17 protein-coding genes and 1 pseudogene are annotated in these 20,513 nt (G+C 45.1%); 17 read left to right on the top strand and 1 reads right to left on the bottom strand.

The features are described 5' to 3' along the window. Window positions 1-3: 3 nt before the first annotated feature. The 16 genes from ADU23_RS26055 (at window position 4) to ADU23_RS25980 (ending at window position 19,415) form a co-directional block, all read left to right on the top strand. The gene (locus ADU23_RS26055) at window positions 4-648 is read left to right on the top strand and encodes a DUF7010 family protein (protein WP_053376422.1); all 645 of its coding nucleotides are present in this window, start codon (window positions 4-6) and stop codon (window positions 646-648) included. 552 nt (window positions 649-1,200) lie between these two features. Continuing rightward, window positions 1,201-2,934, top strand: a complete 1,734-nt coding sequence (locus ADU23_RS26050; RefSeq protein WP_053376421.1) for a sensor histidine kinase — start codon at window positions 1,201-1,203, stop codon at window positions 2,932-2,934. A 2-nt stretch (window positions 2,935-2,936) separates the two neighbouring features. Beyond that, window positions 2,937-4,277 (top strand): response regulator, encoded by a 1,341-nt coding sequence (locus ADU23_RS26045; protein WP_053376420.1) that lies wholly within the window; start codon window positions 2,937-2,939, stop codon window positions 4,275-4,277. A 117-nt stretch (window positions 4,278-4,394) separates the two neighbouring features. Continuing rightward, window positions 4,395-6,113, top strand: coding sequence for an extracellular solute-binding protein (locus ADU23_RS26040; RefSeq protein WP_053377837.1), 1,719 nt, complete (start codon window positions 4,395-4,397; stop codon window positions 6,111-6,113). Between the two features lie 90 nt (window positions 6,114-6,203). Continuing rightward, entirely contained in the window at window positions 6,204-7,094 is an 891-nt protein-coding gene (locus tag ADU23_RS26035) for an ABC transporter permease (RefSeq protein WP_053376419.1), read from the top strand. 14 nt (window positions 7,095-7,108) lie between these two features. Beyond that, window positions 7,109-7,999 carry a carbohydrate ABC transporter permease gene (locus ADU23_RS26030; protein ID WP_053376418.1) on the top strand — a complete coding sequence of 297 codons (891 nt, stop codon included), beginning with the start codon at window positions 7,109-7,111 and terminating at the stop codon, window positions 7,997-7,999. Between the two features lie 39 nt (window positions 8,000-8,038). Next, complete coding sequence (locus ADU23_RS26025) at window positions 8,039-9,313, top strand: Gfo/Idh/MocA family protein (RefSeq protein ID WP_053376417.1); 1,275 nt, start codon at window positions 8,039-8,041, stop codon at window positions 9,311-9,313. A gap of 2 nt (window positions 9,314-9,315) precedes the next feature. Continuing rightward, window positions 9,316-10,977, top strand: coding sequence for a DUF4091 domain-containing protein (locus tag ADU23_RS26020; RefSeq protein WP_053376416.1), 1,662 nt, complete (start codon window positions 9,316-9,318; stop codon window positions 10,975-10,977). A gap of 31 nt (window positions 10,978-11,008) precedes the next feature. Continuing rightward, window positions 11,009-12,760 (top strand): glycoside hydrolase family 35 protein, encoded by a 1,752-nt coding sequence (locus tag ADU23_RS26015; RefSeq protein WP_053376415.1) that lies wholly within the window; start codon window positions 11,009-11,011, stop codon window positions 12,758-12,760. A gap of 40 nt (window positions 12,761-12,800) precedes the next feature. Next, a complete protein-coding gene (locus tag ADU23_RS26010) occupies window positions 12,801-13,769 on the top strand; it encodes a metallophosphoesterase family protein (protein ID WP_053376414.1) in 969 nt (322 codons plus the stop codon). A 289-nt stretch (window positions 13,770-14,058) separates the two neighbouring features. Next, window positions 14,059-14,757, top strand: coding sequence for an aspartate/glutamate racemase family protein (locus ADU23_RS26005; RefSeq protein ID WP_053376413.1), 699 nt, complete (start codon window positions 14,059-14,061; stop codon window positions 14,755-14,757). Window positions 14,758-14,915: 158 nt separating this feature from the next. Beyond that, on the top strand, window positions 14,916-15,275 hold the full coding sequence (locus ADU23_RS26000; protein WP_053376412.1) for a hypothetical protein: 360 nt from the start codon (window positions 14,916-14,918) through the stop codon (window positions 15,273-15,275). A gap of 271 nt (window positions 15,276-15,546) precedes the next feature. Next, entirely contained in the window at window positions 15,547-16,302 is a 756-nt protein-coding gene (locus ADU23_RS25995; protein WP_053376411.1) for a class I SAM-dependent methyltransferase, read from the top strand. Window positions 16,303-16,479: 177 nt separating this feature from the next. Beyond that, window positions 16,480-17,277, top strand: a complete 798-nt coding sequence (locus tag ADU23_RS25990) for a COG4705 family protein (protein WP_231637532.1) — start codon at window positions 16,480-16,482, stop codon at window positions 17,275-17,277. A gap of 57 nt (window positions 17,278-17,334) precedes the next feature. Further along, entirely contained in the window at window positions 17,335-18,009 is a 675-nt protein-coding gene (locus ADU23_RS25985; RefSeq protein ID WP_053376409.1) for a response regulator transcription factor, read from the top strand. Next, a complete protein-coding gene (locus tag ADU23_RS25980; protein WP_053376408.1) occupies window positions 18,006-19,415 on the top strand; it encodes a HAMP domain-containing sensor histidine kinase in 1,410 nt (469 codons plus the stop codon). Before ADU23_RS25985 ends, ADU23_RS25980 begins: the two co-directional genes overlap by 4 nt. 47 nt (window positions 19,416-19,462) lie before the next feature. Here the strand turns inward: ADU23_RS25980 and ADU23_RS25975 are convergent, their stop codons facing one another. Next, window positions 19,463-20,014, bottom strand: coding sequence for an undecaprenyl-diphosphatase (locus tag ADU23_RS25975; RefSeq protein ID WP_053376407.1), 552 nt, complete (start codon window positions 20,012-20,014; stop codon window positions 19,463-19,465). Window positions 20,015-20,155: 141 nt separating this feature from the next. Here ADU23_RS25975 and ADU23_RS25970 point away from each other — a divergent pair. Beyond that, window positions 20,156-20,353: pseudogene (locus ADU23_RS25970) on the top strand (DUF523 domain-containing protein); the annotation flags it as partial. Window positions 20,354-20,513 lie beyond the last annotated feature (160 nt).

The raw sequence follows: 20,513 nt of genomic DNA, 5'->3' as shown, positions 1-20,513 counted from the left end.
AAAATGAGCAATGGATCAAACACGGTTCCTGGAGCGGCTATAAGAGGGACGGCTTCGGGCGTTATCTTCATGGCTTTGTTCGGCACGTTATGGGCGTATACGGGCGTTATGGGCTTGCAAGGCTGGGGAACGGCATGGTTGTTGATTATAGCGGTGGCGATTGGCGTCTCCTTGTTGGTTGGAGCAGGAGCACTTATACGTGCTTCAAAAAAGCTAGCGAATCAAGGCTCAAAGTCAGATTCCGGCTTCGGCAAACCAAACAAGAAGACGTTTAACCTCATATTCGCGGCTGAGGGCGTCGCCATTTTTATAGCGGTTGCCATATGCAATATGATGAATCACAGTGAACTGATTCCCATACTTATTGCCATTATAGTTGGCGTTCATTTTTTTCCGCTGGCGCCCTTATTTCGAGTTAAGCTGTATTACATAACGGGCTCTTTGCTTTGCTTGCTTGCGGTAGGCACATGGCTGTTCGCTCCTGAAACGCTGACCGCTGGGGATCATCAGATTCTTGCGTATATGTCCATTGTTGGTCTCGGTTCTGCCTTGATTTTATGGGGAACAGGATTGGCGGTATGGCTAATGGGGAAAAAGCTTCTTTCATCTGCTGTTAGCCAGCAATCTGGAAATAGCTTTGGAGCTTAAAGGGTATTAAGTTAATGTAGAATGAGAGGTTGCTTCGTAAGGCATACAGAGTGTTAGCCACCCTTAGGGGTGGTTTTTTTGTGATAAACCTTTTATAGTAATAAAGCGTTTATAACAAATAATACAGCTCATCTTATCATGCATATACAAGTATGTAGGAGAGCTCGCATGAGCAAGCACCCTAAGAAATTAGAAATAATGTTTACATGAGCGCTGATGTTTTTTACCGATAATAAGAACTTTTTGACCAGGCTTCACAAACACGACTTTTACATCTTTTTGTTTCTCTTTATGATTGCATTTACAATATCCCATTCCGATCGCCTCCTTTTGATAAGTTCATTTACTATATTCATAGTTTAATAGATTTGACTGTGGTATTTGATTAATATCTCCATGCTTCAAACAAAAATGAAAGCTTAAAAAAGGGGATGCCCTTCTTCTAGAAGAAACTAACTAGAGTATTTCCAACTAAACAGTAAGCGTTTACATTCTCCTGATCAACCTAAATGGGGAAATTCGGTCAAATTAAGATGTTGATGGAGGTTTCATATGAAATTGCAGGCTGCCGGCAAAGCAAAGTGGTTCGTTTACCAGAAAATAGTCATCGTATTTATCGTGTTTCTTGTTCCGCTCATTACGATGAACATTTTGGTGAATTACAAAGGGATGTCTTTTTCGAAAAATACGATATTGGATTCAGCCGCTGCAGGGGCGTCGTTTTATGCTAAGCAATTGGATAAAGAAATGTATTTTATCCGCAACCAGCAATTGCAGTTTCTAAATGGCGACGATTTACAGAAGCTAAGCTTCAGAGGAAGAAGCCTGGCGAAATATGATGAGGTCAAATTAATCGAACAAGTGAGGGATCGGTTAAATCCAATCCTGAACGCCAGTGATTACGTCGTTAACGCAGGTACTTATGTTGCGTCAGTCGGCAAAACCATTTCGAGCATGACCGGCGTTACGGATACTCCGAATGAGGAATATAAGCTCATATCATCGCTATTGGAGAGCACTGAAAAACCTTCCTTTTACAGGGTCGGCGATCGGATTTTCTTTATTGAGTCGTTGAACAATATTTGGTCATACATTGAGATTTCCCAAACAAAGCTGCTCGAAGAGCTGAATCAAATTGCCACCTTGTATCAGGAATCCGAGGTTTTGCTAGGGAGCGAGGGGCTGGGAAGCATTTTATCCACGTCACAAAACGAGCATGCGAGCAAGATTGAGCAGCAGCTGGTTCATGAACAAAGCGATCATGTGGAGAGCGTCTCGGGTATTAAAAAGGTGGACGGCATTAATTATTTTATTACGCATAATTTTGTCAGTTCTTTAAATCTGTCGTTAATTATGTATGTGAATCAGAATGAAATTACTAGGCCGCTCAGCCAGTTTTATACGTTGTATTACTTCTTGTTCGGCATTACAATTCTCATACTGGTACTGTATTCCTTATCGGTAAATGTCATGATCCACCGTCCGTTATCCAATTTACGCAAGGCATTTCGAATGATCGAAACCGACAATTTAAACTTAGTCATTGAATCCAAGACCAAGGATGAATTTCATTATTTATTTCAAAGCTTTAACCGGATGGCGCACAGATTGAAAACCTCGATAGAGGAAAATTACGAGCAAAAAATCGCGCTGCAGCACTCGGAGCTTAAGCAGCTGCAGTCTCAGATCAATCCGCATTTTCTGTATAACAGCTTCTTTAATATTTATATGATGTGTAAAGTAGGCGATTCGGACAGCGCGGCGGAGCTCTCTCAGAAGCTTGGAAGCTACTATCAATACATTACAAGAAGCGGCTCAGATGAAGTGCTCTTGGACAAAGAGTTCCAGCATGCGCTTGATTATTGCGAGATCCAATGCATCCGCTTCTCTAATCGGATCTCGTATGAATATACGGACATATCCGATCGGCTGCATACCGTTTACGTGCCTAGGCTCATCATTCAACCAATCGTTGAAAATGTGTTTGATCATGCTTTTGAAGATGGCACGAATCAGGGTGTTGTCTATATCGGCGCTAGCTATGAGGACGAGACGGTTCGCATCACAGTTGAAGACAACGGTCAATTGTTAACCGACGACAAAATGGAGCAGCTGCAGGAGCAGCTAGAGGTGAAAACGAAGCAAGTTGAAAAGACGGGATTAATTAATGTCAGCAATCGGCTGGAACTCATATATGGCGCGGGGAGCGGCTTGTTCGTCTCTCGAAGCCAATACGGCGGCTTAAAAGTAGAGCTTATTATCCATCTGAGGAACAAAGGAGAATGAATATGTACCGATTATTAATCGTGGATGACGAGCCGGTCATTGTAAATGGTTTAGTGCAGCTTTTTCAGCAAAATCCGGATTTTGAACTAGATGTGTGCAAGGCGTATTCCGCAAGCGAAGCGCTTGAGATCGCGAAAAAAATGAAACTGGACATATTGGTGAGCGATATTCGGATGCCGCAGAAAAACGGGCTGCAGTTAGTCGATGATATGGTCTATTATTGGCCATCATGCCGAATTATTTTTCTCACGGGATACAGTGAATTTGATTATGTGTATGAAGCGATTCGCAAAAATGTAGAAAACTACATTCTGAAAACGGAAGGGATGGAGCCGATATTTCAAGCGGTGAAGGGAGCTATTCATAAACTGGACGATGAGAAACGCCAAAGGCTTCATCAGGAAAAGGCGCAAAGGCATCTTCAAATCGCCGAGCCTTTTCTTAAAAAACAGCTGATGGAAGCCATGCTGAGCGGAGAACCGATCAATTCGCTATTGACCGATCCGCTTTATGCGGAGGTGGATTTTAACATCTTGTTTGACCGTCCTTCCTTGTTTGTCGTTGGACAGGTTGATCGGCTGGATGTCCACCAGTTAAAGGTGCTGCAATCGGTAGAGCGGATATTTGACAATCATTTGCCATCGTCTATAACAAGCGAGAAAGCCGTTTATGACGGGTGTGTGCTAGCGTGGCTTATTCAACCGGATGAAGATTTATTGAACCGTTTTGCCAATGAACGATCCGATGCGGAACGGGATTGGCAGGGCTTTGTTTCTTATATGAAAGGTATTCTTGAGCTGGTACAAAACGAATGTGAAGAGGTGCTGGACGCTTCTGTCTCATTTGGCATTTCAGGAAATTTGATGGGGAAATGGGACGTGATCCATCAGCAAGCGGAAGCCGTTCGCGCCATGATTCAGAAAAGAGTTCAGCTCGGGCAAAATATGGTCATTGTTGATCTGGAAAAGTCCTCCGGTTATGAAACTGCGCTGTGCAATAGCGGGGGGATGGAGCAGGATGAATTCACGAAATTACTGATTGAACAAATCCACCAATTCGTAAATAAGCATTTATCGGGGGATGTATCCTTAACGGCCATTGCGGATGAGGTGCATTTTAATCCCTCTTATCTGTCCCGATATTACAAGAAAAGCACGGGGCATAATTTGCTCGAGTTTATTCAATCCACGAAGCTGAATGTCGCGATTGACCTGATGATGACGACAACCTTGAAGCTCAATGAAATTGCGATTAGGACAGGCTTTGATTCGCCTTCTTATTTCACGACCTTTTTTAAAAAAATGACGGGTTTATCCCCTCAAGAGTACCGAAACTCACGATAGGTAAAAAAAGTGAAAGCAAAGTAAAAATAGTGAAATTGAAACCGTTTTCTCCCGAAGCCTATAATAAATGCAGGGAACAAAGTCATGAACAAGATCAAAAGGGGGAACGTGTTCGATATGAAAAATGATAAAAAATTAAAAATGATTTTGTTGTTAACGCTGTCGCTTTCAGCAATTACGGCATGCTCGGGTCAGGGGAATGACAAGGCTAATACGCCGGCTTCCACAGAGGATGCCAAGAACGACGCCGCTGCGCCGGATCCATTTGGCAAATATGCCGAGCCGGTTACGGTTACCGAAGTGCTCGGCTTTAATCCGCCGGAAGATTCAAGAACGCCAAAAGGAATTACGCCGGAGCAGAATGCTTACTTCAAGGATCTCAAAGAGATGATGAATATCGATGTGAAATATAAGTGGACCGTTCCTTCCGGCCAATATGAGCAAAAGTTTGCACTTGCCATGGCATCGGGCGATTTGCCTGATATTTTAGAGCTTGATCCAAAAAACTTCGAGAAGCTGAAAAAGCAAGACATGCTGGCTGATCTTTCAGAAGCCTATGAGCAGTATGCATCGCCGACTCTCAAAAAATATATGGAATCCGATGGCGGGTTTGCAATGAAGACGTATAGTTCGGATGGCAAGCAGCTAGCGGTCCCGGCTTTTGAAGATCCATTCCTATCTACGCAGCTGCTTTGGATTCGGAAGGACTGGCTCGATCATTTGAACCTGCAGGCTCCGAAGACGATCGATGAGCTGGAGAAGGTTGCAGAAGCGTTCGTAAAAAATGATCCGGATCAAAATAGCAAGGATGACACCTACGGCATCTCATTGCAGAAGACTTTGTTTTTCTGGGGCTTTGACGTACGGGGACTCTTCAACGGATTCGGTGCATACCCTTCCATTGGCGATGCCCAGACCGCTTGGCTGAAGGATGGCGACGATAAATTAAAGGCCGGACTAATCCAGCCTGAAGTGAAGACCGTTCTAGGCAAGCTGCAAAGCTGGTATCAGAATGGCATTTTAAACAAAGAGTTTGCTTTGAAGGACGAGAATAAGGCAGTAGAAGATATTACGGCAGGCAGGGTAGGCTTGGTATTCGGAGAATGGTGGTACCCGAACTGGCCGCTTAACTTGAACGTGGACAATGATCCGAAGGCCGAATGGATCGCGGTTCAAATTCCAGGTCTGGATGGACCAGGCAAATCGCTTGTACCAAAGATCCGTGCAGGAAAGGTCTTCGCCGTGAACAAAAAATTTAAAAATCCGGAAGCGGCGATTAAAATGATCAATTTCTACATTGAAATGGGCAATAAGCAATATTTGGAAAAGAACAAAGCCGAGAATGGTTACGTATATAACTGGTTTAACCCACGGATTTACAATCCGGCTCAGATTGACACGATTTATACAGAAGTTAACAAGACGATGGATGCCAAGCTGACTGAGATTGAGCTGGATGACGAGAACTATAAGAACGTAGCCGATGTCTTCAAAGCAGGCACCGACTATCTTGCAGGGAATACGGCTAATGCTTCCAAAGGCGTCAATTGGGGTCAATATTATAGCCGTGCGGCCAAAGAAGGCGGCTGGGGAACGACACGGAAAATTAAAGAAACCCAAGCTTTTGTGAACAATGAATTTTTTGGCCTTCCTACCATAACGCAAGTGGAGAAGGGCGCGCAGCTGGATAAGCTGATGCAAGAATCCTTTACCAAAATCATCATGGGCGCGCCAATCGATGAATTCGATAAGTTCGTTGCAAGCTGGAAGTCGCTTGGCGGCGACCAAATTACCCAAGAGGTTAATGAGTGGTATAGCAAGCAGCCGAAAAATTAAAGCTTTGTCCCAAAAAAAGCGGGAGAGAAGAGTCGAGCAGTCGACAACGCCTCCCGCTTTACCTTTAACATCCGGTTAGGAGGGTCATCTATGAGAACGTTGAAAAAAGAATATTTGCTCCATTTGATGTTATTGCCCGGTGTTGTCGCTACATTGATTTATGCGTACGGTCCGATGGCCGGTCTTGTCATGGCTTTTCAACAGTTTGAACCGTTGTCCGGATTTTTTAAATCTGATTTTGTCGGGCTTGATAACTTCCGTTACGTGTTTAATCTACCGGATTTTAATCAAGTGCTTTGGAATACGTTGTTGATCTCGCTCATAAAAATGGTGCTGTTCCTGCTTGTGCCGCTCATTCTTGCGCTATTGCTGAATGAGGTCACGAAGACATGGTTCTCGCGCTTCATTCAGTCCGCTATTTTCCTGCCTTTCTTCCTGTCATGGACCGTGCTGGGCGGCGTCATTATTGAATTGTTTTCTCTAAATGGACCGATAAATGGCTTGTTGTCCGCAGCGGGAGCGTCACCGATTATGTTCATGCTGGACAATGACTGGTTCAGAGGCATCATCATTGGGTCAGACGTCTGGAAGGGAATGGGCTACAACATGATCGTCATGCTTGCTGCCATCGTCGGAATTAATGCAACGCTCTATGAAGCGGCAGAGGTGGACGGGGCAGGAAGGTGGAAGCAGGTCATTCATATTACGCTTCCCGGCATGGCACCGATTCTTATTTTGCTTGGCGTTTTAAGCTTGGGAGGCATTCTAAATGCAGGCTTCGAACAAATTCTGATCATGTATAACCCGACTGTTTATGAAGGGGCAGATATTATTGATACTTTCGTATACCGGTTAGGCATATTCAGCCAGCAATTCGGACCCGCATCCGCGATAGGTCTCTTTAAATCTGTCTTATCCTTAGGACTGGTATCCATCACCTACTATGCGGCTTACAAGTATAACAACTATCGAATATTTTAGGCGGAGGTCATACTATGGTACACAAACCATCAATCAGCAGAAAGCTATTTGTCGTGCTCAATACGTTGTTGTTAACCTCTGTCACCTTGCTCGGCATTATCCCTTTTATTCATCTGCTTTCTATTTCACTTAGCTCCAATACGGCTGCGATGGCCGGGGATGTAAGCCTGTGGCCTGTCGGATTCTCCACGGATGCCTATGTCTATTTGGGAGAAAAAATTGAGTTTTTCCGTTCGTTATGGGTTTCCGTAAAGCGGGTCGTACTCGGAACGGCCGTAAATATGCTGCTCGTGTTCATTACTGCGTTTCCGTTATCCAAAACGAATAACCAGTTTAAATTTAGAACCCCGTATGTATGGTTTTTTGCGACTACGATGTTTTTTGGCGGCGGATTAATTCCTACTTATATTATCGTCAAAAATACAGGCATCATAGATTCGATCTGGGCGCTCATTCTACCGGGAGCCTTGAATGTATGGAATATGGTCCTTATGTTGAATTTTTTCAGATCCATTCCGAGAGAGCTGGACGAGGCGGCTACGATTGACGGTGCAGGCCACTTGCGAGTGCTTTGGCAAATTTATTTGCCGGTATCGCTTCCGTCGATCGCCACGATCGGATTGTTCACCATTGTCGGGCATTGGAATGCTTGGTTTGACGGGATTCTTTACTTGAATTCACCGGATAAGTACCCGCTTCAAACCTATCTGTCCACACTCATTATGTCGATCAATGCCCAAATGTCTTCCTTGTCTATCGAGCAGCTCAAAGCGATGGATAACTTGAGCGAGAAAACGCTGCGGACGGCGCAAATCTTCATGGGCGCACTGCCCATTATGTTGGTGTATCCGTTCTTGCAAAAATATTTTGTTAAAGGCATGACCGTAGGAAGCGTCAAAGAATAGCTGAAAAAGTTTGCAGCAGCGGGGGAGAGGGATTGTTTTATGAAAAAAGTTACAGTTGCCATAATCGGAGCGGGATTGCGCGGAATCAATTATTTGGAGTATGCGCTCTCGCATCCGCATGAGCTGCAGGTCGTAGCGGTTGCCGAGCCGGTCGCCGAACGCAGGAACAGCTTCCAAGAGAGGCATGGAATTGCAGATGACCGGTGTTTTGAGAACTGGGATGATTTTTTTGCTTTGCCGAAGCTTGCGGATGCCGTGCTTATCTGCACGCAAGACAAGCAGCATTTCATTCCGACCATGAAGGCGCTTGAGGCAGGTTATCATGTCCTTCTAGAGAAGCCAATGTCTCCCGATGCCAAGGAATGTATGCTAATGGGAGAGATGGCGTCTCAATACAACCGCGTGTTCTCGATTTGCCATGTGCTGCGGTACACGAATTTTTTCTCTACTATAAAAGGTTTGCTGGATGACGGCGCAATAGGCAAGCTGATGGCTATTTCGCACAATGAGAACGTAGGCTATTGGCATCAAGCACATAGCTTTGTCAGGGGGAATTGGCGCCGGAAAGAGGAGTCCAGCCCAATGATTTTAGCGAAGTCCTGCCATGATTTGGACATTCTGCTCTGGCTGGCGGGTTCAGAATGCGTTCGCGTGTCCTCCTTCGGGTCACTCTCGCATTTCAAATCCGATCAAGCGCCGGCAGGGGCGCCGCTGCGCTGCTTGGACGGATGTCCGGCCGCGGATGACTGTCTCTATTATGCTCCTAATGTTTATTTGACAGACGATACGAATTGGCCTACATCGGCAATTAGCAATGACCTCAGCTACAGTGCCCGTTATAAGGCTCTGGAAGAAGGCCCTTACGGCAGATGTGTCTATCATTGCGACAACGATGTCGTTGACCATCAGGTTGTCAATTTGGAGTTCGCTAATTCGGTCACTGCGGCATTTACGATGAGTGCGTTTACGAGAGACGTCAGCCGTACGATCAAGCTGATGGGGACGAAAGGCGAAATCCGCGGCGCCATGGAGAAAAATGAAATTGAGATTATTCATTTCGGCAGCGGCAAGATCGAGCGAATCGTATTTGAAGATAGGGGAGGCCATGTCGGCCACGGCGGCGGCGATATGGGTTTGCTCAAGGATTTCTTAAAGCTGGTAAGGGATGACGGCAAGAGCGAGGGCCTTACCTCGGCCAACCAATCGATTCAAAGCCATCTCATGGCGTTTGCGGCGGAACAGTCAAGATTGGACGGCAACAGTATCGATCTTAAAGATTTTGCACAAAGCATCTTATGCGAAGAGGTGAAATAAGGATGAGTGTACCGTTGCCGTTTCAAACGATGCTGTTAAGCTCTTTGGCAAAGGTTTTCGCGGATGAAAAGCCTGCTAATGAAAGCTATAAATACGCATCGGCGCTTCTAGGCGAAACGTTCTCCTTTCAGGTAGCCTACACCTCGGACACCCTTCTGAAAAATATGGTTTTGAAAATAGATTCGCCTATCGCAGAGCATGCAACGATTAGATCCGTCGGACTGGTTCCATCGGAGATGCCCTGCTACAGCGATCCGGATACTGACGTCTTGCGAACGGCGCCTGGATTATATCCAGATCCATTATACGAGCTGGAACAGCAATCGGTCGTATCGGTACCCGGACAATGGCGTTCAGTATGGGTGAGCATCGCTCTGGATAAATCGGTTCCTGCGGGTGTTCACCCGGTACGGATCTCCTTTCAATCAGCTGATGGCGAGCAGCTAGCGAAATCCGATGTATTAGAATTGACTGTCATTCCGGTCACGCTGCCACCGCAGCAGCTCATTCACACGGAATGGTTTCATGCGGATTGTATTGCTACGCAGTACGGGGTCGAGGTGTTTAGCGAAGCGCACTGGTTACTTCTGGAACGTTATGCAGATACGATGGCAAGGCATGGGATGAACATGATATTGACGCCTTTGTTTACGCCTCCGCTCGATACCGCTATAGGAGGAGAGCGTCCGACGGTTCAACTCGTTGAAGTGGCGGCGAATGGAAGCACTTATTCATTCGGATATGACCAGCTTGCGCGGTGGATAACGATGTGCCGGAAGCTGGGCTTCAAATACTTTGAGTTTTCCCATTTATTTACGCAGTGGGGAGCGAAGTGCGCGCCGAAAATTATGGGAACGATTGATGGAGAAGAGCGGCAGCTATTCGGCTGGGAGACGGATGCATCCTCTGAGTCGTATCTGGGCTTCTTGGACCAGTTTCTGCCTAGTCTGGATCGTTATTTGAAAGAGAATGGGCTGGAGCAGCAAAGCTGGTTCCATATATCCGATGAGCCTGCACTCGAGCATATGGAATCGTACCGATCGGCAAGCGAGATCATTTATAAGCATCTATCCGATTATCCCGTAATGGATGCGCTGTCCGATCTGGATTTATATAAAGAGGGTCTAGTGAAGAGACCGATTCCAGCGAACAATCATATCGAACCGTTCCTAGAGCATCAAGTTCCGGACTTATGGACTTATTATTGCTGCGGGCAGCATCAACAGGTGTCGAACCGTTTTTTTAACATGCCGTCTGCCAGAAATCGGGTCATCGGATTACAGCTATACAAGTTTGGATTGCAAGGATTTCTGCACTGGGGCTATAACTTTTGGTACTCGCAATATTCGCTGGATCAGCAGTTAGACCCCTTCCGGACGACCGATGCGAAGCTGGCTTTCCCATCGGGAGACGCTTACTTGGTTTATCCGGGCAAAGAAGGCCCGATAGAGTCGATTCGTTTGGAAGTGCTCTACGAGGGCATACAGGATTTGCGGGCTCTAGAGCTGCTGGAGCAGAAGATTGGCAAACAAAAGACGGTTGAGCTCATGGAACAGGATTTGGCTGAGCCATTGACGTTTGCCAATTATCCAAGAGGAAGCGGAGAATGGCTGTTAGCGGCAAGAGAGCGGATCAATCAAGCGTTAGCCAGCCATTTTGCATAAGCAATTAAATAGTTGATGGGGTGGAAGACAAATGGCTACATTTAATTATTCGGGATCTACATTTTATTATAATGATCAGCCCATACGACTCCTTTCGGGAGCCATCCATTATTTTCGGACCGTCCCGGAGTATTGGGAGGACCGTCTTTTGAAATTAAAGGCTTGCGGGTTTAATGCCGTTGAAACATATGTGCCTTGGAACCTTCACGAACCGAAGAAAGGCCAGTTTTATTTTGAAGGGATGGCTGATCTTGTTCGTTTTATAGAGCTGGCCGGAGAGCTGGAATTGCATGTTATCGTTCGGCCTTCGCCCTATATTTGTGCGGAATGGGAGTTCGGAGGACTTCCCTCATGGCTGCTTGCTGATTCGGATATGCGCCTTCGCTGCTATTATAAGCCGTTCCTAGATCATGTAGACGCCTACTATGATGTGCTTCTTCCGAAATTGAAGCCGCTATTATGCACGAACGGCGGACCTATTATCGCCATGCAAATCGAGAACGAATATGGCAGCTACGGCAACGACAAACGATATTTAACGCATCAAAAAGAGAGCATGATCGCCCGTGGGGTGGATGTGTTGTTATTTACCTCGGACGGACCTGAGGACGCGATGCTGCAAGGCGGCATGATCGACGGTGTATTGGCAACGGTGAATTTTGGTTCCCGGGCAGTTGAAGCATTCGATAAGCTTAAACAATATCAACCGGACGCGCCGCTCATGTGTATGGAATATTGGAACGGCTGGTTTGACCATTGGGGCGAGGAGCATCATACCCGTCCAGCCGATGATGTCGCATATGTACTAGATGAAATGCTAAGCCTGCATGCATCCGTTAATTTTTATATGTTCCACGGAGGAACGAATTTTGGCTTCTATAACGGCGCAAACGGCCATACAAAGGAGAGCTATGAACCGACGGTTACAAGCTATGACTATGATGCGCTGCTGAACGAATCCGGTGAACCAACGGCTAAATATTATGCGGTGCGCGATGTCATTTCAAAGTATGTGGAGCTTGGTCCCTGTGAATTGCCGGCCCCAATCGCCAAGAAAGCTTACGGACGGGTGGCAATGACTGGGCAAGCCTCATTAACGGCAAATTTGGATCGCATGTCGACACCTATCCATACCGCATTTCCGGAGACGATGGAGAAATTGGGCCAGGATTACGGTTTTGTTCATTATCGTACCTTTATAAGCGGTCCTCGTCCGAAAGAAGAGCTTTTCTTGCAAGAGCTGCATGACCGTGCGCAGGTCTTCCTAAACGGGCAGCCTGCAGCCATTTTGGATCGTGTCCATGCCGATGTGAAGCTTGAGTTTGAAGTTCCTGCTGACGGAGTTGAACTCACCATACTTGTCGAGAATGCAGGCCGTGTCAATTATGGGCCTTACATGAAAGACCGGAAAGGGATTACCGAAGGCGTGCGCTACGGAAGACAGTTCCTATCGGATTGGACAACGCATACGCTACCGTTAAAGGATTTGTCCTCTCTAGAATTTGGAGGCTTGTTTGAGCAAGAGGAACCAAGCTTCTATCGCGGAAATGTAACGGTGGATGAGCCTTGCGATACGTTCCTCAGTTTGGAAGGGTGGACTAAAGGAGTCGTCTTTATCAATGGCTTTAATTTAGGACGCTATTGGAATATGGGGCCGCAGAAAACATTGTATGTGCCGGGGCCGATACTGAGGCAAGGCGACAATGAGATTGTCATTTTTGAATTGCATGGCGCCGCTGATAAAGCGGTAACCTTTTTGGATCAGCCTGATCTAGGCTCATAAATGAAATCAGATAACAACTTCGTTGAGAGGAAGTATATGGATGTCAAGTGCGCTTCGCTTTCGCAAAGATGGAACCTTTAAAATCGTTCAATTCACAGATATTCATTGGATAGACGGATCTGATTTAGATTTGCAATCGAAGGCTGTTATGGAGCTTGTGCTGGATGCGGAGCAACCGGATCTTGTTATGTTTACAGGGGACGTTATTTATACGGGCACGCATGAGGAAGGGTCCAGCTTATGCCACGATCCTGCTGGCGCCTTTCGGCAAGCGGTTGCCGCTGTCGAACAACGCGCCATCCCTTGGGGCGTCGTATTCGGTAATCATGACACGGAGAACGGCATTACAAGGGATCAACTGATGAGCGAAGTTTTAAAACACGCTTACACATTGGCTGAAAGGGGACCTGAACACATACATGGCGTAGGAAACTATGTGCTCCCCGTCTTTGGCTCAAATAACGAAAAAGCAGCAGCGTTGCTCTATTGCTTTGATTCTGGCGCATACTCCGAGCAGCCGAGCGTTCCGGGGTACGATTGGATCCGCCATGATCAGGTTGAGTGGTATACCGAGCAATCTCGTGAATGGAAAGCAAGGCTTGACGGGGAAGCATTGCCGGCGATTTCATTCTTTCATATTCCTCTGCCTGAGTACGAAACCGTATGGAGGCAGGAAGTATGCTACGGCTCTAAACATGAGAAGGTATGCTCAGCCAAAACGCAGGCAGGCATCTTCTCGGCGATGATAGCGCAAGGGGATGTGATGGCTACTTATTGCGGACATGATCATATTAACGATTATTGGGGAGAGCTTTACGGCATACGGCTTTATTACGGCCGGGCGACTGGATTCAATACCTACGGCAGGCAAGGGTTCCAGCGGGGTGCGCGCGTTATTCAATTGACGGAAGGCAAACGCAGCATCGATAGCTGGCTTCGTCTAGAGGATGGCTCAACGATTAAAGACCAAACGGAACATCTGCCGGAATATGAAAAACCGACCTTATAAGGCCGGTTCAGGCTATAGTGAAACCCACGCTTTTTCCGAAGCGATGGGTTTCTCTTTTTGTATTTGATATCGTGACGGATATCGACGGAAAATAGAGTGGCGCAAATCCGCTAGTGGAGGAGATGCGATTCGTCAAACAATATGATAAAGGGATGAGTGTTCATCGAATGTGCCGCTGCAAAGTCGCCTGGATTTATAGCGGGATAAAGGATAAAGGTGTTAAGATGGAATACATACAAAAGAGAGAGTGGAGAGGAATAGAATGAGTGCAAATCTAAGTGGTAATAAGATGAGAACAATAGGTCTTATTGGCGGTATGAGCTGGGAGTCGTCATTGCTCTATTACCAAATCATCAATCAAAGCGTAAAAGAAAAGCTTGGCGGACACCATTCTGCAAAAAGTATTTTGTTATCGGTCGATTTTCAAGAAATCATCGATCTTCAGCATCAAGGGAATTGGAATGAAGCTACAAAAATCATGATTGATTCCGCACAGAAGCTAGAAGCTGCCGGGGCTGATCTAATCGTCATATGTACGAATACGATGCACAAAATGGCAAAGGAAGTGGAAGAATCGGTATCGATCCCTTTGCTTCATATTGCTGATGCAACTGCAACAGAAATTGTGAAGGCCGGCATTAAGAAAGTCGCTTTGCTGGGAACTGCCTTTACGATGGAACAGGATTTTTACAAGGGCAGGCTCGCTGAAAAATTTGAGCTCGAAGTGATCGTTCCGAATGCATCGGATAGAAAGATCGTCCATGACATTATCTATCAAGAGCTTTGTCTCGGAATCATTAATGATGAATCTAGAAAAGCTTACTTGAAGATTATTGACGGTTTGAACAAGCAGGGGGCAGAGGCTGTTATTCTTGGTTGTACTGAAATTACGCTATTAATCGCACAAGATGATTGCAGTATCCCGATTTATGATACGACAAGGCTACATGCAGAAAGTGCTGTTGATTACGCTTTAAAAGAGAACTAAGCCATAGTAAGTGGTTATAGAAGAGGATGCCGATCATAAAAGGCATCCTTTTTGTGCTGCAAAAAAATATTTTGTTCACAGAATTTGTTTACATATATAAACTTAAATGGGATAATGCGCATTAAAAGTCAGGAATGTTGAAACGGGAGGACAAAAATGTGGCTAGAAAAAATCAATTAATAGGAAGCTTCATACTCGTCATGATTGCTTTGATCGTTTATTCATTGTATCCAAAAAAATTTGAAGTAGAGAGGGAATATCGATCTATTATCTATTCGTTTGATTCCGATTTTGAGCAAGAAACAATAATCAAAATGAGCGGAGATGGATATAAAAGGCTTCTTGGGAAAAATACCGTAATAGGAACGCTGACCGTAGATAAAGATTTAACATATCCTTTCAAATTAGAGTTCGACGGTCAAAAATACTTTTTCTTGATTACAGAAACTAACAATTGGTCTTTTCTAAAAGCATTGGAACCATCACGGCCTCAAGAAATCTTGATAAAGTCTGGCTGATGCTGAATGGCATTAACGAAAAATATGGGATTAATGGATATGTTTTTGGCCCAGCAGACAATAAAGAAGAGGCGAACGAATTAATAAAGCAGATGTTGGGTTATGAAAAAAACAGTTAGAATAGCTAGCCATATGAGGGGTCTTATTGTAAAATGATATAAAAAAGTGAAACTTTGTTTCAACTAATGAAACAGTGTGGCGAAAATGATTTGAAAGTTAGTCCGTTATTAAACAGCATTCATTACCTTTCTTAGAAGGAGAGTGGCAATAGATGAATAGTAAAGAACGGTTTTCTGACCGGGTGGATTCGTATGTAAAGTTTCGCCCGAGCTATCCGGATGAAGCGATTAATTATTTATACGATGTTGTTGGAGTGCAAGCGAAAAGTAAGATCGCGGACATTGGTGCAGGAACAGGTATTTTTTCAAAGCTGCTTTTGGAGCGCGGGAGTCATGTTACGGCCGTGGAGCCGAACCAAGAAATGCGGGGAGCTGCGGAAAAGACGCTTAACGGTGAAAAAAATTACCGTGCCGTTTCCGGCTCCGCTGAAATGACTGGACTGCCGGATCGGTCTGTAGATTTTATCGTTTGTGCTCAGGCCTTTCATTGGTTTGACCGCAGCTCAGCGCAATCGGAATTTAAACGAATTTTGAAGCCCGGTGGCATGGTTGTGTTAATATGGAATTCGAGGCTTCTTCAGGGTACCCCTTTTCGGGAAGGGTACGAGCAGCTGCTGCAAACTTTTGGCACGGACTACAATAAAGTGAATCATAAAAACATTTCGCCAGAAATACTGGTTTCTTTCTTCAAATCGGGGAACATGCATGAAAAACGATTCATCTATCAACAAGTGTTTGATTTTGAAGGATTGAGCGGTCGATTACGGTCGTCTTCCTATACGCCTGCATTCGGAGAACCGAAATACGATCTCATGATGAATGAGCTGCATCATTTATTTGAACGGAATAAGGAGAATGGCAAAGTGTTTTTTGAATACGAGACCGAGGTATACTGGGGCGAAGTTTAAAAAATAAGATAGCGATAATCAATGAAGCCACTCCAACATACGGAGTGGTTTTATGTTTGTTATGGAATAATAAGGGGATAGAGACGATCACTCACCTCGAATTTTCATAATCGCTTGATACACTCATTGCAGCGGTTGAGAAAGCCGTATAACTTTGGGTGAGAGGATGGGTTCATCTTGCAAACGAACAAGCATGAAACCGTTTTAAGTCAAGATTTGTTTAACAAAGTTCCGCAGCTTACGATTTTTTTCTGGATCATCAAAATTTTAGCAACGACGGTAGGTGAAACCGCAGCGGATTTTCTTGACAGCAACCTTGATTTGGGGTTGACCAATACGACCTTTGTGATGAGCATCCTTCTAATCGCAGTCTTGTATTATCAATTTAGATTGAACAAATACGTGCCAGTCGTATACTGGTCGGTAGTCGTCCTAATCAGTATTATAGGTACTCTGATTACAGATAATCTCGTAGATAACATGGGTGTTTCATTGGTGACGACTACAGTTATTTTTACACTTGCGCTGGCGGCGACATTCGCAGCGTGGTATGCAAGCGAGAAATCTCTGTCTATTCATTCGATTATAACAAGTAGACGTGAAGCTTTTTATTGGTTGGCCATTCTGTTCACCTTTGCGCTCGGCACGGCAGCTGGCGATCTTGTGGCGGAGAGCATTGACTTGGGTTATTGGAAGTCAGCGCTTATATTTGCCGGGCTAATCGCTGTTGTGACGGTGGCTCATGTTCGCTTCAAGCTAAATGCGGTACTCGCTTTTTGGATCGCTTATATTTTGACTCGGCCGCTTGGTGCCTCGCTAGGCGACTATTTATCTCAACCGCGGGAGGATGGAGGTCTTGGCCTAGGTACGGTTGTAACCAGTGCAATCTTTTTAGTTACGATTCTGAGTCTGGTTATCTATTTGACGAAATCTCGTAAGGATGAAAACTCAGCCGTGAACCCGGTTGGAAAATAGAGCAAGCAAACGCTGTGAAAAGGCTATAATAGGTAAAAGGAAGCAGCGGGAGGATATATGAAAAAAATTCTAATTGTTGAGGACGAACCGAACTTCGCAAGATTTCTTGAACTGGAGCTCAGGCATGCCTCGTTTGAAGTCACCGTCGCGTATGATGGGACGAGCGGGCTTGCCATTGCACTTGAGCATGACTTTGACCTGATATTGCTTGATGTGATGCTGCCGGGGATGAACGGATTTGAGGTCTGCAGAAACATTCGCGAACACAAGAAAACGCTCATTATGATGTTGACCGCGCGGAATAAGGTAACGGATAAGGTAACCGGGTTGGATTATGGAGCAGACGACTACATTCCAAAGCCGTTCGCCATTGAAGAACTATTTGCCCGCATGCGAGCGTTGTTCCGTAGGTATGAGCATAGTGAACAGACGTTATCTGCGTTATCTTTTCTGGATTTAAATGTTGATTTGAATGCCAGAGTCGTTACGCAATCAGGCGATTCCTTAACGTTTACGAAGCGTGAATTCGATCTGCTGGCTGTATTTATGCAAAATGTTAACTTGGTGTTGTCAAGGGACAACCTGCTTAATAAAGTGTGGGGCCACAATACCGAAGTGGAAACGAATGTTGTCGATGTTTATGTCAGATATTTAAGGAATAAATTAGGCTCTCCGGGAGATGAGAAATACATTAAAACGGTTCGTGGAATAGGATATGTGATGCGGTTATGAAAATGATTATGTCTCGAATAAACACGCTGCCGATGAAATGGCGGATCACCTTGTGGTCCGCCTTATGGATGTGTGTGTTTTTTCTCCTCTATAATTCGGTTCAATATTTGGTTCTGGATCGGTGGATTCTTGCTCAAGAAGAGAATGGAATCAGAAAAAACATGGATGAAATTCTCGTTTATTACGCGGATAACGACTCAAAGGATGTGGCCTCTGGAAAAAACTTCCTCGATAAAGTGAATCAGCCGGATCAGTTTATTCGCATACTAGACAAGAACGGGGCACCTTTATTTACGGTTAACGGTAATTTGCCCGACTCCTGGGTAAAGCCGGAGAAGGTGGATGCTATCACGCTCGTAAGCTTGTGGCATGAACAGGATCATTTATTAGTCATGAGAAGTCCCATCAGGACAGATGAGTTCATAGGCACAATTGAAATTGTCCGAAATTTGGAAAACTACGAAAGACTGAATCATATTTTGCTGCTAGTGATGGCTATCGGAGGTTTGGGAGGCGCCGCATTCAGTATGTTTGCAGGTGTTCTGCTTGGCAGACAATTGGTCAAGCCCGTCGCTAGGCTATCAGAGACGATGGAGAAGATTACACATAACGGACTAGGGGAAAGAGTAGAATATTGGGACAATAAGGATGAGTTGTCCAATCTTAGTTTTATTTTTAATAATATGATGGATCGTCTGGAAGAAGTGTTCCAACAACAGAATCGATTTGTGGAGGATGCTTCGCATGAGCTCAGAACACCTATCGCGATCATTGAGGGCCATCTAAACCTGATAGCCCGTTGGGGGAGGAACGACCCGACTGTATTAACCGAATCACTGAATGCTTCTCTGGATGAATTGGCGCGCCTCAAAAATCTCACTCATGATCTGCTGGCTTCGTCTGAGGCAACTAGCGAGCAGACAAGCACGGAACAAGCTGATATTTATAAAATCGTGCATCATGTAGTGGACGGCTTTGCCGTAATTCACCCGGAATTTGTGTTCCAAATCGACATTGACGCCCTGAAGCATAGGGCTGCGGCTATTCGAGGATATCATTTGAAACAGATTTTAATGATTGTTCTTGATAATGCAATCAAATACTCCGGTGATAAGAAGGATATAAAGATAGCCGGAGACGCGCTTGATGACCAAACCGTTCAGATCCAGATAAGGGATAAGGGATTGGGCATTCAGGCGGTGCATCTGCCCCGTGTATTCGACCGCTTCTACCGCGTCGATGAGGCAAGGAGCAGTAAGCAGGGCGGCAGCGGGCTCGGACTTTCAATTGCAAAACGGCTAGTTGAAGCTTATTGCGGGACCATTCAAATCAAGAGCTCCGAAGCACAAGGAACGATTGTGTCTTTCATGTTACCGATATTCAAAGATGAAGCTGGTCAAGCGTAAAGACGCCTCCAAACCCCATTTAGCAAGTGGGAAAGGAGGCGTCTTTTTTATTTCATTAACTTTCGATACATTTTAATCATAGATAAGGGGATAACCTCCAAGCGGCTGCTTCGTTTATAGACTCCATAACTAATGATGAAAGAAAGCGCAGCAGCTCCTAATATATCGCCTGGGTAATGAACGCCAACATATACTCTCGAGATGCCCGTAAGGATAGCCAGCGCCAACATCACGATGCCCAGCTTACGCTTCACAAATAAAATGCTGAATGCCAACGAGAAAGCGAGTGTCGCATGGTCGCTGGGGAAGGAGGCATCCGGCACATGCGGAATCAGCTGCATGATTTGATGATCGACGAAAGGTCTGGAGTGGTTGACTAGAGGTGAAATCATAAAGATCCCCAGCATGAGCGCGACAGAAGCAGTTAATAAGGAATAGAAGACAAGTTTCTGATTTCTCTCTTTCCCTGTAAGCCAAAGATAGGCCATAACGGCAAGCATGAACCAGACGATCCCCTGTGCGAACAGTTCGACAGAATCGTCAAACCAATCAAAACGGCCGGCGAAATGATTAAAGAAATAAAATATACGATTGTTCATAGCAAGTACCTCTTCTTTTTCTCAAAACTTTAACATAGCTTTATGAAAATTTAGCGTGAATCGATTGTGAAAACATGTACATATGATTTCATGGAAATTATAATGGATTTATCATTTGGATTTGAAGAAGAGGTGGAACGTTTGATTTTAGTAAGTTCTTGTTTGGCCGGACTAGAAGTAAGATATAACGGCACGCATAGTTTAGATCAACGGATAAAAAAAATGCTGCAGCAAAATAAAGCGATTACCGTGTGCCCTGAATTGCTGGGAGGTTTCTCCACGCCTAGGGAGCCTGCTGAAATCATTGGCGGCGATGGAGAAGATGTGCTGGATGGGAAGTTTCGGAAGTGAATCTTGATTCCGTGTTAGAAGTGTCGACAAACTCCCTGCAATAATCTTCTTTATTTGAGGTGGTTTTTTCTATATATCAGGAAGTTGAAGCCATTAACTGAAACCAACATCGACTAAAGTCTAGGTGAAAGTCCAGTCTTTAGTCCTT

The organism is Paenibacillus sp. FJAT-27812 (assembly GCF_001273905.1).
Classification (GTDB): Bacteria; Bacillota; Bacilli; order Paenibacillales; family Paenibacillaceae; genus Pristimantibacillus.
The sequence above is the reverse complement of the archived record's forward strand: the minus strand, read 5'-3'. Positions and strand labels throughout refer to the sequence as shown.

Bases quoted from the DNA above. Each gene is read 5' to 3' on its own strand.
- ADU23_RS26025 (WP_053376417.1), top strand. From the start codon at position 8,039: ATGAAAAAAGTTACAGTTGCCATAATCGGAGCGGGATTGCGCGGAATC.
- ADU23_RS26040 (WP_053377837.1), top strand. From the start codon at position 4,395: ATGAAAAATGATAAAAAATTAAAAATGATTTTGTTGTTAACGCTGTCG.
- ADU23_RS25980 (WP_053376408.1), top strand. From the start codon at position 18,006: ATGAAAATGATTATGTCTCGAATAAACACGCTGCCGATGAAATGGCGG.
- ADU23_RS26045 (WP_053376420.1), top strand. From the start codon at position 2,937: ATGTACCGATTATTAATCGTGGATGACGAGCCGGTCATTGTAAATGGT.
- ADU23_RS26015 (WP_053376415.1), top strand. From the start codon at position 11,009: ATGGCTACATTTAATTATTCGGGATCTACATTTTATTATAATGATCAG.
- ADU23_RS26020 (WP_053376416.1), top strand. From the start codon at position 9,316: ATGAGTGTACCGTTGCCGTTTCAAACGATGCTGTTAAGCTCTTTGGCA.
- ADU23_RS26005 (WP_053376413.1), top strand. From the start codon at position 14,059: ATGAGAACAATAGGTCTTATTGGCGGTATGAGCTGGGAGTCGTCATTG.
- ADU23_RS26035 (WP_053376419.1), top strand. From the start codon at position 6,204: ATGAGAACGTTGAAAAAAGAATATTTGCTCCATTTGATGTTATTGCCC.
- ADU23_RS25975 (WP_053376407.1), bottom strand. From the start codon at position 20,014: ATGAACAATCGTATATTTTATTTCTTTAATCATTTCGCCGGCCGTTTT.
- ADU23_RS26010 (WP_053376414.1), top strand. From the start codon at position 12,801: ATGTCAAGTGCGCTTCGCTTTCGCAAAGATGGAACCTTTAAAATCGTT.
- ADU23_RS25985 (WP_053376409.1), top strand. From the start codon at position 17,335: ATGAAAAAAATTCTAATTGTTGAGGACGAACCGAACTTCGCAAGATTT.
- ADU23_RS25995 (WP_053376411.1), top strand. From the start codon at position 15,547: ATGAATAGTAAAGAACGGTTTTCTGACCGGGTGGATTCGTATGTAAAG.
- ADU23_RS26055 (WP_053376422.1), top strand. From the start codon at position 4: ATGAGCAATGGATCAAACACGGTTCCTGGAGCGGCTATAAGAGGGACG.
- ADU23_RS26050 (WP_053376421.1), top strand. From the start codon at position 1,201: ATGAAATTGCAGGCTGCCGGCAAAGCAAAGTGGTTCGTTTACCAGAAA.
- ADU23_RS26030 (WP_053376418.1), top strand. From the start codon at position 7,109: ATGGTACACAAACCATCAATCAGCAGAAAGCTATTTGTCGTGCTCAAT.